This window comes from Bacillus changyiensis, assembly GCF_027706145.1.
Lineage (GTDB): Bacteria > Bacillota > Bacilli > Bacillales > Bacillaceae > Bacillus > Bacillus changyiensis.
On record NZ_JAQFWW010000001.1, the window covers coordinates 1 to 14,402 of the forward strand.

The 14,402-nt window shown below is 37.5% G+C and carries 17 protein-coding genes and 1 pseudogene; 14 read left to right on the top strand and 4 right to left on the bottom strand.

Annotated features, from left to right (window positions below):
- The first annotated feature begins 283 nt into the window (after positions 1-283).
- On the top strand, positions 284-511 hold the full coding sequence (locus PDT38_RS00005) for a hypothetical protein (RefSeq protein WP_270798122.1): 228 nt from the start codon (positions 284-286) through the stop codon (positions 509-511).
- Positions 512-780: 269 nt separating this feature from the next.
- On the opposite strand, the gene PDT38_RS00010 is transcribed toward PDT38_RS00005, so the two are convergent.
- Entirely contained in the window at positions 781-1,365 is a 585-nt protein-coding gene (locus tag PDT38_RS00010; protein ID WP_270798123.1) for a hypothetical protein, read from the bottom strand.
- A gap of 544 nt (positions 1,366-1,909) precedes the next feature.
- Here PDT38_RS00010 and PDT38_RS00015 point away from each other — a divergent pair.
- Positions 1,910-3,412, top strand: a complete 1,503-nt coding sequence (locus PDT38_RS00015; protein WP_270798124.1) for a recombinase family protein — start codon at positions 1,910-1,912, stop codon at positions 3,410-3,412.
- A 34-nt stretch (positions 3,413-3,446) separates the two neighbouring features.
- On the opposite strand, the pseudogene PDT38_RS00020 reads toward PDT38_RS00015, so the two are convergent.
- Positions 3,447-3,794 (bottom strand): annotated as a pseudogene (locus PDT38_RS00020) (sigma-70 family RNA polymerase sigma factor); the annotation flags it as partial.
- A gap of 226 nt (positions 3,795-4,020) precedes the next feature.
- On the opposite strand from PDT38_RS00020, the gene PDT38_RS00025 reads away from it, so the two are divergent.
- The gene (locus tag PDT38_RS00025; RefSeq protein WP_270798125.1) at positions 4,021-4,146 is read left to right on the top strand and encodes a hypothetical protein; all 126 of its coding nucleotides are present in this window, start codon (positions 4,021-4,023) and stop codon (positions 4,144-4,146) included.
- Between the two features lie 113 nt (positions 4,147-4,259).
- Here PDT38_RS00025 and sda read toward each other — a convergent pair whose 3' ends face one another.
- Positions 4,260-4,400, bottom strand: coding sequence for a sporulation histidine kinase inhibitor Sda (gene sda / locus PDT38_RS00030; RefSeq protein WP_270798126.1), 141 nt, complete (start codon positions 4,398-4,400; stop codon positions 4,260-4,262).
- Positions 4,401-4,762: 362 nt separating this feature from the next.
- Here sda and PDT38_RS00035 point away from each other — a divergent pair, with 362 nt between their 5' ends.
- The 8 genes from PDT38_RS00035 to PDT38_RS00070 are packed head-to-tail and all read left to right on the top strand — an operon-like array spanning position 4,763 to position 9,783.
- Positions 4,763-5,281, top strand: a complete 519-nt coding sequence (locus PDT38_RS00035; RefSeq protein ID WP_172296422.1) for a YqeG family HAD IIIA-type phosphatase — start codon at positions 4,763-4,765, stop codon at positions 5,279-5,281.
- Between the two features lie 3 nt (positions 5,282-5,284).
- A complete protein-coding gene (yqeH, locus tag PDT38_RS00040; protein ID WP_270798127.1) occupies positions 5,285-6,385 on the top strand; it encodes a ribosome biogenesis GTPase YqeH in 1,101 nt (366 codons plus the stop codon).
- Between the two features lie 17 nt (positions 6,386-6,402).
- Positions 6,403-7,239: a shikimate dehydrogenase gene (gene aroE / locus PDT38_RS00045; RefSeq protein ID WP_270798129.1), complete on the top strand. Its 837-nt coding sequence runs from the start codon at positions 6,403-6,405 to the stop codon at positions 7,237-7,239.
- Positions 7,233-7,523: a ribosome assembly RNA-binding protein YhbY gene (gene yhbY, locus PDT38_RS00050; protein WP_270798130.1), complete on the top strand. Its 291-nt coding sequence runs from the start codon at positions 7,233-7,235 to the stop codon at positions 7,521-7,523. Before aroE ends, yhbY begins: the two co-directional genes overlap by 7 nt.
- Positions 7,524-7,541: 18 nt before the next feature.
- Complete coding sequence (locus PDT38_RS00055; protein ID WP_270798131.1) at positions 7,542-8,111, top strand: nicotinate-nucleotide adenylyltransferase; 570 nt, start codon at positions 7,542-7,544, stop codon at positions 8,109-8,111.
- A complete protein-coding gene (gene yqeK, locus PDT38_RS00060) occupies positions 8,101-8,658 on the top strand; it encodes a bis(5'-nucleosyl)-tetraphosphatase (symmetrical) YqeK (RefSeq protein ID WP_270798132.1) in 558 nt (185 codons plus the stop codon). Before PDT38_RS00055 ends, yqeK begins: the two co-directional genes overlap by 11 nt.
- Before the next feature lie 19 nt (positions 8,659-8,677).
- Complete coding sequence (gene rsfS, locus PDT38_RS00065) at positions 8,678-9,031, top strand: ribosome silencing factor (RefSeq protein ID WP_270798133.1); 354 nt, start codon at positions 8,678-8,680, stop codon at positions 9,029-9,031.
- Positions 9,028-9,783 carry a class I SAM-dependent DNA methyltransferase gene (locus PDT38_RS00070; protein ID WP_270798134.1) on the top strand — a complete coding sequence of 252 codons (756 nt, stop codon included), beginning with the start codon at positions 9,028-9,030 and terminating at the stop codon, positions 9,781-9,783. The genes rsfS and PDT38_RS00070 overlap by 4 nt, the downstream gene beginning before the upstream one ends.
- A 67-nt stretch (positions 9,784-9,850) precedes the next feature.
- Here PDT38_RS00070 and comER read toward each other — a convergent pair whose 3' ends face one another.
- Positions 9,851-10,672, bottom strand: coding sequence for a late competence protein ComER (gene comER, locus PDT38_RS00075; RefSeq protein WP_270798136.1), 822 nt, complete (start codon positions 10,670-10,672; stop codon positions 9,851-9,853).
- 83 nt (positions 10,673-10,755) lie between these two features.
- On the opposite strand from comER, the gene PDT38_RS00080 reads away from it, so the two are divergent.
- The 3 genes from PDT38_RS00080 to PDT38_RS00090 all read left to right on the top strand — a co-directional run bounded on the left by PDT38_RS00080 (position 10,756) and on the right by PDT38_RS00090 (position 14,348).
- Positions 10,756-11,382, top strand: a complete 627-nt coding sequence (locus tag PDT38_RS00080; protein WP_270798137.1) for a helix-hairpin-helix domain-containing protein — start codon at positions 10,756-10,758, stop codon at positions 11,380-11,382.
- Positions 11,383-11,450: 68 nt separating this feature from the next.
- A complete protein-coding gene (locus tag PDT38_RS00085) occupies positions 11,451-12,020 on the top strand; it encodes a ComE operon protein 2 (protein WP_270798138.1) in 570 nt (189 codons plus the stop codon).
- 6 nt (positions 12,021-12,026) lie between these two features.
- Complete coding sequence (locus PDT38_RS00090) at positions 12,027-14,348, top strand: DNA internalization-related competence protein ComEC/Rec2 (protein WP_270798139.1); 2,322 nt, start codon at positions 12,027-12,029, stop codon at positions 14,346-14,348.
- Positions 14,349-14,402: the final 54 nt, after the last annotated feature.

The following is a 14,402-nucleotide window of genomic DNA, read 5'->3' on the forward strand; positions in this document are numbered from 1 at the left end:
TGTTTCACCTCAATATAAGGAATTATACAGATTTAACCACTGAATTTTTTTCCATACCTTTAATCATAAAAAAGAAGTGAAGTGAGTGAAATAGTGATATAGAACTGTTTTTTATAGGTATCCGCATTCATAGTTATTAAAATAGTCCCATTTTTTCTGGTGATCACCTTGAATAATAGGGGTTGAAGAAAATCACAAAACACAAAACGAACAAACATTCGTATTATGATTGTATCAGGAACGCACGTTCTGGTGAAATGAAATAATAAAGGAGGAGAAACACATGGATACGATGTTAAAACGTTCATTAAAAGAAAAGACAGTTTTAGATATGATTTATATGAGAAGAGACGGTCGAATTTCAAAAAGGTCAATCATTATTCATCAAATCAATGAGGGTTATATACGAGCTTATTGTTTTAAAAGCCGACAAACAAAAACGTTTACAAGAGAAAATATCCACGCTGTTTCTCCTGCGGATCATAAAAAAGTTGTTTGGAGAGTTTCCTAGGAGTAGGATGATCACTTACTTGAAAAGCTGATTTTGGCGCTATTTTATGCAAAAAAATGTTTCTTATAAAAATAAATCCTAAAGAAATTGCATAAACTAAAAAAGACCCGACTGCTGGTATAGTCAAGTCTTTCATATAAAGGTGGCCGATCAAAGAGTTGGCTCATATATGAAAATATAAATATACTTCTCTCTCAAACTTCAAAGGCAAAAATTAAAGCTATTGAAGTAACAAAAAGGCTCTCAAAACGAAGGGTCATTACTTCTAATTATCCATTTCCCCATCCATCTTCTCTAATTACTTTCCTGCTAATGATGGCTGTTTTTCCATTTCGACGAATATATTCAGTTGTGCGGATATCGTAAATGTATTTTTTCTTATTAACCCATTTCATTTCTTTTTTAAAGCGTAGTTTTTCTCCTGGAAGAGCGTTTGGAACTGCGGTGACAGCAACACCAAGAACACCCGCAAGTATGCTTGTTAAGGTTCTACCCCAACCAAGAATTGAAGTAATCATGAAAATATAGGCTCCATGTGCATAAAAATCAGCTCTTGTTAAAGTTTTAGAACCAGTTAGTATTGTTTTCCATTTTGCTTGTGTGTTAGCATTATCAGGAAAAAGAACGCTTTCGTCTTTATCCTCAAAGCCTGTAACAATACTAAAATCGTTAATGCCAGCATTACGTAGCTTGTCTATCTCCTTTTCTACAACCTGTTTATCTAAATCAGCATCTGATAATTGCTCTTGTTGTTGTTCATAGTCTCTTTCAGAGGCTAAAGCGTCTGAAAAAGGTATTAAAACTGTTAATCCCAAAATCATTACTAATGTAAGCAACAAGGATTTTTTAACCAAATCATCACTCCTTTTGACTCTTTTAAAAATATTGTAAACGATATATTATGCTAAGTAAAGAATAAAATGGAGGTTATGGTAAAATGAGTAAATTTTTAAGGCGTATTAATTCATTTTTTTTATTGGGAACAATCTTTTTTTGTGGTGTTTTTTTCGTCTACAAAGTTAAGGGGATAGAGTTAATTGGCTTCCTATACGTTGGCATCATCTTTTTGATATCGCTCATAACAACCTCCGTTATGTTAGTAATGAAAAAAAGAAAAAGTACTGATGAAAATAAACAGGCGTAGTGCCTATTATTTACTCAACCTATATATAATTGTTTAAGGCGTGTGTGAAGTTCATTGAGATGATGATAAGGGAACGTACGTTCTTTTTTTCTAGAATAATCTACTTAGATCATCTGTACAACCTGCTAATTCATAAACATTTAGCAGGGGGGATGACACGATGAAAATCAAGATCATTGAGGGGCCTCATGCTGACAAATGTATTAATGATTGCTATCATTATTTAATAAGTCTCTATAGAAAGGAGATACAGTGTGATAGCGATATATGTAAGGGTATCGACCGAGGAACAAGCGATCAAAGGGTCGAGTATCGACAGTCAAATAGAAGCTTGTCTGAAGAAGGCTGGGACGACTGATGTATTAAAATATGCTGATGAAGGATATTCAGGTGAGTTGTTAGAACGTCCTGCTTTAAGTCGTTTACGTGAAGATGCTCGAAAAGGGTTAATAAATGAAGTGATTTGTTACGACCCAGACCGACTTTCACGAAAATTAATGAATCAGCTCATAATAGATGATGAACTAAGAAAGCAAAAAATCACTTTAACATTTGTGAATGGTGAATATGCAGATTCACCAGAAGGTCAGCTGTTTTTTTCTATGCGAGGAGCTATTTCAGAATTTGAGAAAGCGAAAATAAAAGAAAGAACATCGGCCGGCCGTCTTCAAAAAATAAAAAAGGGTATGATCATAAAAGATTCAGGTCTATTTGGATTGAAATTTATAAAAGAAAAAAGAACCCTTGAAATAATCGATGAAGAAGCAAAGATCATAAGAATGATTTTTGATTATTTTACGGATCATACTAGCCCCTTTTTCTCCCGAGTAAATGGAATAGCTTTACACCTAACCGAATTAGGAATAAAAACCAAAAAAGGCGGAAAGGTCTGGCATAGGCAAGTGGTGCGCCAAATCCTTATGAACCCTGCTTACAAAGGTGAATATGAACAGTACAAATATGATACTGTAGGCAGTTATGTTTCGAAGCAAGCAGGAGGGAAAAGTCTTTTAAAGTTAAGACCGAAAGAAGAACGATATGTCATCAACATTCCGCAAATCATTCCAACAGAACAATGGGATTATGCTCAAGAACTGTTAGGGGAGAGTAAAAGAAAGCATTTAAGCTATAGCCCACACCAATATTTATTATCTGGTTTAGTGAGATGTGGTATATGTGGAAATACAATGACTGGTCGAAAAAGAAAGTCACATGGAAAAGACTACTACATTTATGATTGCCGGAAAAATTACGCTGGATCTAAAAACCGTGGGTGCGGCAAACAAATGTCTGAAAATAAACTGAATAATTATGTATGGAAAGAAGTTTATAGATTCATAACCAATCCTGAAAAATATTCAGCTTTTAAAGAAGTAAATAAAACAAATCATCTTGCTGAAGAACTCGAATTTGTAAAAAAAGAAATCGAAAAAACTAAAAGAGGTCGACAACGTTTATTTACATTAATCAGCCTGAGTGAAGATGACGAAATAAATATAGAAGAAATTAAGGGTCAAATCGTTGAACTTCAAAAAAAGCAAAATCATCTTACAAACCAACTGAACGAAATAGAGTCCAAAATGAAAGATGCTCAACATTCAAAGTTAAGTGATAATGCTTTGAAAAGGGCAATTGATTATTTTAATCATATTGGAGCCGACAACTTAACTTCCGAAGACAAAAAAGCGATCATCAACTTTCTGGTCAAAGAGATCGTTATCGTTGATTCTGACAAAGTGGATATTGAGACATATTAAAGGGGATGTGCAGTATTTTGCACTCCCCTTACGTCATTAATATCTCATTTTCAATACACCGTGCCGCATATGTGGCGAGCTTTGTTCCTTTGCCCGCAGAGTAGCTCTCGATCGCTTTGATCAGTCCGATTGTTCCAATGGAAATCAAGTCTTCCGAATCTTCGCCTGTGTTTTCAAATTTTTTGACGATGTGGGCGACTAAGCGAAGATTGTGCTCAATTAGCATATTTCTCGCATGTTCATTCCCTTCAGCCATTAATTCTAAATACTTTTTTTCTTCAGTGCTTGAGAGTGGTTGTGGAAAGGCATTGTTTTTCACATATGATACTAAAAAAACAAGTTCCTTGATGACATACCCGAGCGCTGCAAAAACACCTGTCATTATCGGCACCTCCACAAAATGTATGTAGGCAAAAGCCTATATGTAAATGTATGTGGAAAGAAGGCTGTCTGTGTCTGTACGTGATAAAAATACCGTAAGAGGTGAGAGCTGTGAATAATGTCATGAGGTGTCATTCGTTTTGACGGAGGAATAGTCAAAGACCTAGCCACACTCCTTGTTGATTTCATATGTTGTTATTACAATTGTCTAAAGGAGGGAGGACGCTATGACTTGGAGTTATCCATATGATTCTGGGAGAGCATACGGTTATGCATTTATTGTTGTTTTGGTGGTTGTCCTGCTTGTTGTCGGCGGGTTTTACTGGTTGGGGCCTTACGGGTTCCTAAAATAAGCACCTCTTGAAAAGGAGGTGTTTTTCATGAAAACAGTAGTAAGCGTAGGGTTCAAGTGATATAATATCAACCTAAGTGAAAAAAAGTTCAAGGAACGCCCGGAAGTCTTTGACTATGAAGAGATGGAAAGTAGATGACCGAGCGACCTTCTTTTAATTTCGATTTCAATCAGCTCAATGAATTCGCGATTTAAATTCATCTCGTTTGCTTTAATGTATGATTCTATTAAAAGTTCATCAGACAGCTTTTTCATACTAGATACCCAATGAATGGGAAGGCACCTCCTCATATAAAATTGGAATGATTTGTTTAGAATCATCATAAAATGTTAAGTTATGTGGTCTTTGTTTGGAGTATCTATAATCTATCATGAATGCCGAGTAAGAACAATCGTTCTGTTATCCACATCTAAAAGTGGATAAGTTGTGGGTATCATGTTTATAATTTAATAAAAGGTAGATGAAATAAGAGTGGATAATGTGTGTAATTTTATCCACACCTGTTGAACGATCCTATTATATGTCGAAAACTTTTCAAATAGGTGATGTATTAAGACACTTTTAGATTGAATTCGACACGATCAAAAAGAAACAGATTAGAGAAAGGGTGCGACTTGTGTTAAAAAAGTTTTTTTTACCCGATGAATTTGTAAAAAACATCTTTCATATTACTCCTGAAAAACTGAAGAAGCGAAATGTAAAGGGGATCATTACAGATCTGGATAATACACTGGTCGAATGGGACAGGCCAAGTGCGACTCCCCGACTTATTGAATGGTTTGAGGAAATGAAGGAAAACGATATTAAAGTAACGATTGTCTCCAATAACAACGAAAAACGTGTCAAGATTTTTTCTGAACCACTACATATTCCGTTTATCTATAAAGCGAAAAAACCGATGGGTAGGGCTTTTAGAAAAGCTGTGAAAGATATGAACTTAAATAAAGAAGATGTTGTTGTAATAGGTGATCAGTTAATGACCGATGTACTTGGAGGAAATCGTAATGGTTTTCACACCATATTGGTTGTACCTGTTGCATCATCAGACGGCTTCTTTACCCGTTTTAACCGGCAGGTTGAGCGCAGAATTTTGAACGCCTTAAAACGGCAAGGCCATATTCAGTGGGAGGATTAAAGAATGGAAAAGGTCGTTTGTATCGGATGTGGTATCACAATCCAAACGGAAAACAAACATGAACTGGGTTATGCCCCTGAAAGCTCTCTGCTAAAAGATGATGTTATCTGCCAGCGTTGCTTTAGATTGAAAAATTATAACGAGATTCAGGATGTCTCCTTAACAGATGATGACTTTTTGAAGATTCTTCATGGTATAGGGGAAACTGATTCACTCATTGTTAAAATTGTCGATATCTTTGATTTTAACGGAAGCTGGATTAACGGTCTCAATCGTTTTGTCGGAGGCAATCCGATTTTATTAATAGGAAATAAAGCAGACATTCTTCCTAAATCATTAAAACGGGAGCGGCTTATTCAGTGGATGAAGCGTGAGGCAAAAGAGCTCGGTTTAAAACCGATTGATGTCTTGCTTGTCAGTGCTGGACGTGGGCAAGGAATGAAAGAAGCGATTGAAACAATTGAGAATTACAGACAGGGCAAAGATGTTTATGTCGTTGGCTGTACAAATGTAGGGAAATCAACTTTTATTAACCGTATTATTAAAGAAGTGTCTGGAGAAGAAGATATTATTACAACATCTCAGTATCCAGGAACAACGCTAGATGCCATTGAAATTCCGCTTGATGATGGTTCGTCGATGTTTGATACACCAGGCATCATTAACCATCATCAGATGGCACATTATGTTGCCAAACACGATTTGAAAATCTTGACGCCTAAAAAAGAATTAAAGCCCCGCACATTTCAGTTAAATGAACAGCAAACCTTATTTTTCGGGGGGCTATCCCGGTTTGATTATTTATCTGGAGGCAGATCAGCGTTTGTCTGTTATATACCCAATGCATTAAACATTCACCGGACAAAACTTGAAAATGCGGATCAACTTTATGAAAAGCACGCGGGAGAATTATTGGCTCCTCCTGCAAAAGAAGAACTTGAAACATTTCCAGAACTGATGAAACACACGTTTACTATAAAGGAGCCAAAAACAGATGTTGTGTTTTCAGGGTTAGGTTGGGTTACTGTTCAAGAAGCAAATCAAAGAGTTGCTGCTTATGCACCTAAGGGTGTTCATGTGTTTTTACGCCGTTCGTTAATTTAAGTGCGAGGGGGAGAGTCATGAAACCGATATATGGACTAATTGGAAACCCAGTAGCGCATTCCATGTCTCCTGACATTCATAACGCAGCGTTCCAAGATCTATCTTTAGACGGATATTATCATGCTTTCTGTGTTAAAAATGAAAGCCTTGAAGATGCAGTCAACGGGATGCGAGCACTGGGTATTCAAGGGTTTAACGTAACCATACCGCATAAGGTGTCAATTATAAAATATCTTGATCGAATTGACCAAAGTGCCAAAATCCTTGGAGCGGTAAACACTGTTAGAAGAGAAAAAGACCAGTTAGTCGGATATAATACAGATGGAGAAGGCTTTTTAAAATCACTGAAACAGTCACTAAAAAAACCAATTGATGAGTTGATGATTCTCATTATAGGGGCCGGTGGGGCGGCACGGGCGATATTCACAACACTTGCATTACATCATCCGAAACAACTTGATGTAGCAAACAGGACACCTCAAAAAGCTGAAGCATTCATTTCACTTTATGAGGGAAAAACGAGAGCTTTATCATTAGCTGAGGCAGAAAAAAATCTGGCATCATATGATGTTTTGATTCAAACGACTTCAGTTGGTATGCACCCGAATATAGAGGCATGTCCGTTAAACGTAACAAAATCCAAAAAAACTTGCCTTGTCTGCGATATTATCTACAATCCGTTGAAAACGGCTTTTCTCAAACAAGCTGAAGCAAAAGGCTTAGAGACACTAAATGGAATCGGGATGTTTATCGGTCAGGCCGCACTGTCTTTTGAGTTGTGGACCGGACATGAGCCAGATATGGAAAAAATGAAATCAATCGTTTTACGAAAATTAGGAGGAAAAGAATGTTAACAGGAAAACAAAAACGCTATTTACGGCGAGAAGCACATCATCTGACACCGATTTTTCAAGTTGGAAAAGGTGGAGTCAATGATAATATGATCAAACAAATTAGTGAAGCACTTGAAGCAAGAGAGTTGCTTAAAGTAAGTGTGCTTCAAAATTGTGAACAACCAAAAGATGAAGTAAGAGATGCTCTGGTAAGTGGAACTCATGCCGAGCTCGTTCAAACCATTGGAAATATAATTGTGCTCTATAAAGAATCAAAAGAAAATAAACAAATTGAGCTTCCTTAACATTTAAAGGTGGTAAATATGAGGAAAATCGGAGTTTTTGGGGGGACATTTGATCCACCTCACAATGGGCACTTGTTAATGGCAAATGAAGTACTTTACAAATTGGAACTTGATGAAATATGGTTTATGCCCAATCAAATTCCGCCACACAAACAGGAAAATACTTTTTCATTAAGCCAACATCGTGTTGAGATGCTCAAACTTGCGATATCGGAGAGAAAGCAATTTAAACTGGAAACCATTGAACTGGAACGGGAAGGTCCTTCCTATACATTTGATACAGTATCCTTGTTAAAACAACGATATCCAAAAGATCAATTTTATTTTATCATCGGTGCGGATATGATAGAGTACTTGCCGAAGTGGTCAAATATTGATGTACTTGTCAACATGATTAAATTTGTCGGCGTTAAGCGACCCGGTTATCAAATAGAAACACCTTATCCGCTTGTTTTCGTGGATGTACCAGCATTTGAAGTATCATCATCTTTACTGAGAGACCGCTTCAAACATTGTCAACCGACTGATTATTTAATTCCTGACAAAGTGAAGCTCTATGTAAAGGAGAATCATTTATATGAAACGTGATGAAGCTCTTATTTGTGTGAAAAAACAACTGACCGAAGCCCGCTATACCCATACAATTCGTGTGATGGAAACTGCGATCGAGCTTGCTAACCGTTTTGGCGCAGATGTGAACAAAGCAGAAACCGCCGCGATTTTTCATGATTATGCTAAATTTCGACCAAAAGAGGAAATGAAACAGATCATTGTCTCTGAAGGTGAATCTCTTGACGTGCTTGATTTTCACCCTGAACTTTGGCATGCACCAGCTGGGGCGATATTAGTGAATAAAGAAGTCGGGATAACAGATGAAGATGTTCTTTCAGCTATTAAATACCATACATCCGGACGACCCAATATGACATTGTTGGAAAAGGTGATTTATGTTGCGGATTATATCGAGCCTGGCCGTTCTTTTCCAGGTGTTGAGGAAGTTCGTACATTGGCTGAAACCGATTTAGATCTTGCACTGATTCAGGCTTTAAAAAATACGATTGCCTTTTTGTTAACAAAAAATCAAGCCGTCTTTCCAAAGACGATAGCGACATATAATGCATTGATTAAACAATGACAATAGGAGGAATTAGTGAATGGATCAAGCTTCAATTTTAAAAATTGCCGCGGAAGCCTGTGATGATAAGCGTGCAGAGGATATTATCGCCATGAATATGGAAGGGATTTCGCTTGTGGCTGACTATTTTCTCATTTGTCACGGGAACTCAGATAAACAGGTACAGGCGATTTCCCGGGAAATTAAGGATCGTGCTGAAGAAAATGGTATCAATGTTAAGAAAATGGAAGGTTTTGATGAAGCTAAATGGGTGTTGATTGATTTAGGTGATGTCATTGCCCATGTATTTCATAAAGAGGAAAGACATTATTACAATCTTGAGAAGTTATGGGGAGATGCCCCATTTGAAGATCCTTTTGGAGATCAAAAATGATTTATGAAGGTTTTTCTAATGTTTATGACAATCTCATGTCTGATGCCCCGTATGATCAGTGGGTGGAATGGATTGAGAGGACATTAGCCACACAGCACCATGAAAAGCTGCGGATCCTTGATTTAGCCTGTGGTACAGGTGAAATTGCCATTCGTTTAGCTGAAAAAGGCTATCACGTAACAGGTATTGATATAAGTGAAGATATGCTCACTCAGGCTCAGCAAAAAGCAGCTAGTCGACAGTTGTCCATTCCATTTTTTCAGCAGGATATGCGCAATTTAATAGGTCATTCCGAAAAATTTGATGCGGTTGTGATTTGTTGTGATTCTTTAAATTATTTAAAAGCTGAAAAAGACGTTTTAGTTACCTTCAAAAATGTTTTTTCTTTATTAGAGGATCAAGGCCTTCTATTATTTGATGTTCATTCCATATATAAAATGGACGCTGTTTTTCCGGACAGCACCTATGCTGATCAGAATGAAGACATTAGTGTGATCTGGCAAAGCTATCAAGGAGATGTGCCTCACTCAGTTGTTCATGATTTGACATTTTTTGTCGAGAATGAAGGTTTCTACAATCGCTTTGATGAAACACATGAACAGCGCACCTTTACTATCCAAGAATACAGCCATCTTTTGAAAGTGGCTGGCTTTGAAGTGCTACAGATAACAGCTGATTTTTCAGATCGAGAACCTGAGGAAACCTCAGAACGTCTTTTTTATATAGCTAAAAAACCTAAAACCATCGTTTAAAATGACGATGGTTTTAAAAATGCCTTTTTCCTTTGTTGAACAATGAGAGTGTATGTGAAATAATGAGTCAAACTTGAAATTGTTTTTTGATAGCAGCTATGTCTTCCTCATACTTTGAATGAGTGTTTCGGAACATTTGATTGAACATGTCTTGAACACCGTTTTCCAGTGCTTTGAGCCCTTCACCGGTCACCCCGCCTTTTACGCAGACTTTTTCTTGGAGAGTTGGGAGAGTATAAACTCCGTTTTCAAGGAGTCTCCCTAAACCGATTAGCATTTCAGTTGACATCAAAATGGCATTTTCTTTTGATACAGATGTTTCTTCTTGTGCTGCTTGAATCAATTTTTGAAGCAAAAAGCTAATAAAAGCAGGACCGCAGCTGACAATATCTGAAGCAACCCGTGTGATCTTTGGATTGATTTCTAAAGGATTGGAAATATTCTTCAACAACTTTGTAATGGATTCTTTTGTAGTTGTCTGACAGCTTTCCCCAAAGGTTAAAAGTGAAACACCTGTCAAAGCCCGGTTCGTAATACTCGGAATTACTCTTGCCGCTTGACAGGAGACGACGGATTCTACCTGTTCGACTTGCACTGGACTCGTGATTGTAATCACAACCTGATCCTTAGTGAAAAGAGGTGCTAACTGTTTAAGTAGTGGGTATATGTCAAGCGGCTTAACACAAATAAACACGACCTCACTTTCCGAAACGGCTTCTTCTGGTCGCTCTGCAACATGAATGTCTGAAAATTGTTTTTTTATTGATAATGCTTTGGCAATCGTACGATTTGTAATTGTTAATGATGAAGGATCTACTGCTTTAGATTCTATTAGCGCCTCAATTAATATCGTTCCCATATTGCCAGTTCCGATAAAGCCGATATTCAATCGGTCTCCCCTCCTTTAAACCTGTATCTTTTAAACATTATGAGAACAGTAGCCAAATTATGTATGAAAGTAGGTGGTAACGATTGGCTAGATTTTTAAAACCTTACAAATGGCTGGTGGTAGTGGGTTTTATTCTGGTTTTGATCATTGCAGGAGTTGTTATCATAAAAAATCAAGGACATCAATCATCTAAACATACTATTTTGCCAAAAGAGGCTGCAGCCGTTTCAGCTAAGCATGTGAAAAAAACAAAACCCGAAAAAGTGAAAGAAGTTGTGATCGATTTAAAAGGAGCTGTGAAACACCCTGGTGTATATCAGATGAAGGCGGGAGACAGGGTGCATCAATTGCTGAAAAAAGCTGGTGGGACTGTTAAAAAGGCAGATGAAAAGCAAATCAATTTAGCTGCAGTTCTGCAGGATGGAATGGTAGTGTATATCCCTAGTAAAGGTGAAAAGGCGGTTCAAGCTCAAACAGAGGCTACGGCTTCGGTGAAAGAGAGTGGGGAAGAGGCCGAAGTGGTTAATATAAACAACGCATCATCAAAAGAGCTTCAATCAATACCGGGAGTCGGTCCATCAAAAGCGGATGCGATTGTCGCCTATCGGGAGGAAAATGGACCATTTCAGAAAATTGAAGACATAACAAATGTAACAGGCATTGGAGAAAAATCGTTTGAAAAAATGAAATCATCATTATCTGTAAACTAAATTGACGTAAGTATACAAACCTATGTAAACTTAGGAAAGATGATTTCATATTCTGGAGGGAAAAACAATTGGAACGGATTTCTTGGGATCAATATTTTATGGCGCAAAGCCATTTATTGGCGCTTCGCAGCACATGTACTAGACTTGCTGTGGGAGCGACGATTGTCAGAGATAAACGGATTATAGCGGGGGGATACAACGGATCAATCGCCGGTGGAGTTCACTGTACAGATGAAGGCTGTTATATTGTGGACAATCACTGTGTCAGAACGATCCATGCAGAGATGAATGCGATTCTTCAATGTGCTAAATTTGGTGTTCCAACAGAAGGAGCGGAAATTTATGTTACTCATTTTCCCTGCATACAATGCTCTAAATCAATTATTCAAGCAGGCATTCAAACAATATATTATGCCAAGGATTATAAAAATCACCCATATGCCATTGACCTTTTTGAGCAGGCTTCAGTCAGAGTCGAGCAGGTAGAATTAAAAGAGATGATGATCGATCTTCATCACCAAGAAAAATTATCTTTTGTAGCTGATATGATGAAACGGCTTTCTGAGGCGGGACTAGAAGAAGCAGAGATGGAAAAAATCCAGAAGCAGGCAAATCAATTGTTTGCAAGTCGTGTGTAGTCTGTAATGGACATGTACCGCCTCATCCCGTGCGGAGCAATTTCAGCAGTTGCCGGAATTGCCTCTGCACAATCTTCTTCTTTTCTCCCTGTAGCCATCTTTTTATGTCTTCTCTTGATCTCCTGTCTTCCAAGAAAGCAATTTATTCTTTTCGTGATCTGTATATTTGTTTTCGCATTGTATGTTATTTATTTTTTAATCATGGACCATTCAAATACGACATATTACCAAGAGGGTCCTTTTCATACTAAAGCCTCTGTACTGAATATTCCTAAAATCGATGGAGATCGTTTCACTTTCATTGCAGAAACGGCTGATAAGGAAAGGTTAAAAGTTAATTACACCATTCGATCCCCTGAGGAAAAAACAGTGCTTTCAATCTTGAAACCTAACAGTTCATGTTTCTTTACAGGTCAATTAAGGAAACCGAAAAAAGCGACGGTCCCCGGGACTTTTGGTGCTTATGAGTATCTTTATCAACAAGGTATACACTGGAATTATAAGCTCAAATCGATCACCAATTGTAAATCTGACGAATCGTCATTTTTATTAAACATTCGTCAAACAGGGCTTGCCTTTATTGAAAAAAATATGCCTGAACAAGCAGCCGGTATTGTTCAAGCACTTATCTTTGGCGAGCGGTTTTTGATTGAAAAGGAAGTGCTGGATAGCTATCAAATACTTGGCATCATCCACCTTTTAGCTATTTCTGGCCTTCATGTCGCCATTTTTTCAACAACCATTTTTTACACTCTTCTCCGAATAGGTATAACGAGAGAAACTGCCAAGGTATTTTTAATCATATTTCTCCCTGTCCTTACAGTTTTAACAGGTTGTGCTCCATCAGTTCTAAGAGCTGTCCTCATGTCAGAAATATATTTGCTTTCTTCATTGTTAAAAAAACGACTTAAAACAGCCGATGTTCTCGGCCTTGCTTGTCTTGGATTATTGTTGTATAACCCATATCTCTTATTTCAAGTCGGCTTTCAGCTTTCTTTTTCGATATGTTTTGTTTTCATTCTTTCAAAAGACATATTTATAAAATTGAAATATCGAATTTCACAATTGTTACTTGCATCTTTTCTGGCTCAACTCGGTTCCCTTCCAATTCTCCTTTATCATTTCCAAACCTTTTCACTTCTGAGCATCTTCATGAATCTCATGTTTGTACCGTTTTATATATACATGATCATACCGTTAGTACTTGGTAGTATACTAGCTTTGTTGATTGTACATCCTCTGGGTGAAATGATCGTAAATGTCCTTGACGCTTTGATTCGATGGAGCCATCAAGTTGCAACAGCCGCTTCCTCTGTTGATGTTTTTACATTTGCTGCTGTCAAGCCAGGACACCTCCAATTGCTCTTTTATTCGGTTTCTATATGTGTTCTCCTTGTGTATATGGAAAAGGCATTGTCTCTTCAAAAACTAATTGCTCCGCTTTGTTGTTTTTTTGTTGTGCTTTTGTTTCATCTCGCAACACCATTTTTGAAACAAGAAGGTGAAGTCACAATGATCGATGTCGGACAAGGAGACAGCATGTATGTTAGTGCTCCTGGACAGAACGGAACCGTTTTAATAGATACAGGGGGAATTGTTTCGTTTGACAATGAGGACTGGCGGAAAAGGAAAAAAGAGTTTTCATTAGGAGATCGTGTATTAATACCATTTTTATCCTCGAAAGGTGTTAAAAAACTCGATGCTTTAATACTTACCCATGCGGATCAAGATCATATCGGTGAAGCGGAGACGCTGATTAAAAAAAATAAGATTAACAAATTGATTGTTCCAAAAGGTTATGCGGTTCAGTTGGCCGACGAAAATCTCCTCCACCTTGCTTTAAAAAAAGGAATAGAAGTAAAAGTTGTCAAGAGAGGCGACAGATTGGAGATCGGGGATCTCAAGTTTTATGTTTTGTCACCAGACAAGATTGATAGGAATAGTAGAAATAACAGCTCACTCGTTTTATGGATGATGGCAGGCGGTTTTAGTTGGCTTTTAACAGGTGATTTGGAAAAAGAAGGGGAGAGGCAAATAATAGAGACGTATCCTCATTTGAAAGCTGATGTTCTGAAAGTTGGTCATCATGGTAGTAAAGGGTCAACGGGAGAGGAATTGGTCGCACAAATTAAGCCTAAAATAGCTCTTATCTCAGCAGGAGAAAATAATCGCTATCACCATCCGCATTTCGAAGTGTTGAAAATTTTAAAACGACATCATGTTAAGGTCATGAGAACAGATCGAGATGGAACCATTCAGTACCTATTTGGAAAGAGAGGCGGAACGTTTTTTCTTCATCCTCCATATGATAAAATATCTTCCTCATAATAGAGAAAAAGACTGCAGTTAAGCAGTCGGGATGAAGCAGCCTAGCCTTAAAAT

What these genes read in the sequence shown, in the direction of transcription:
- PDT38_RS00005 (WP_270798122.1), top strand. Translation starts at nt 284, where the DNA reads ATGGATACGATGTTAAAACGTTCATTAAAAGAAAAGACAGTTTTAGAT.
- PDT38_RS00025 (WP_270798125.1), top strand. Translation starts at nt 4,021, where the DNA reads ATGACTTGGAGTTATCCATATGATTCTGGGAGAGCATACGGTTATGCA.
- sda (WP_270798126.1), bottom strand. Translation starts at nt 4,400, where the DNA reads ATGAAAAAGCTGTCTGATGAACTTTTAATAGAATCATACATTAAAGCA.
- yqeH (WP_270798127.1), top strand. Translation starts at nt 5,285, where the DNA reads ATGGAAAAGGTCGTTTGTATCGGATGTGGTATCACAATCCAAACGGAA.
- aroE (WP_270798129.1), top strand. Translation starts at nt 6,403, where the DNA reads ATGAAACCGATATATGGACTAATTGGAAACCCAGTAGCGCATTCCATG.
- yhbY (WP_270798130.1), top strand. Translation starts at nt 7,233, where the DNA reads ATGTTAACAGGAAAACAAAAACGCTATTTACGGCGAGAAGCACATCAT.
- PDT38_RS00055 (WP_270798131.1), top strand. Translation starts at nt 7,542, where the DNA reads ATGAGGAAAATCGGAGTTTTTGGGGGGACATTTGATCCACCTCACAAT.
- yqeK (WP_270798132.1), top strand. Translation starts at nt 8,101, where the DNA reads ATGAAACGTGATGAAGCTCTTATTTGTGTGAAAAAACAACTGACCGAA.
- rsfS (WP_270798133.1), top strand. Translation starts at nt 8,678, where the DNA reads ATGGATCAAGCTTCAATTTTAAAAATTGCCGCGGAAGCCTGTGATGAT.
- PDT38_RS00070 (WP_270798134.1), top strand. Translation starts at nt 9,028, where the DNA reads ATGATTTATGAAGGTTTTTCTAATGTTTATGACAATCTCATGTCTGAT.
- PDT38_RS00090 (WP_270798139.1), top strand. Translation starts at nt 12,027, where the DNA reads ATGGACATGTACCGCCTCATCCCGTGCGGAGCAATTTCAGCAGTTGCC.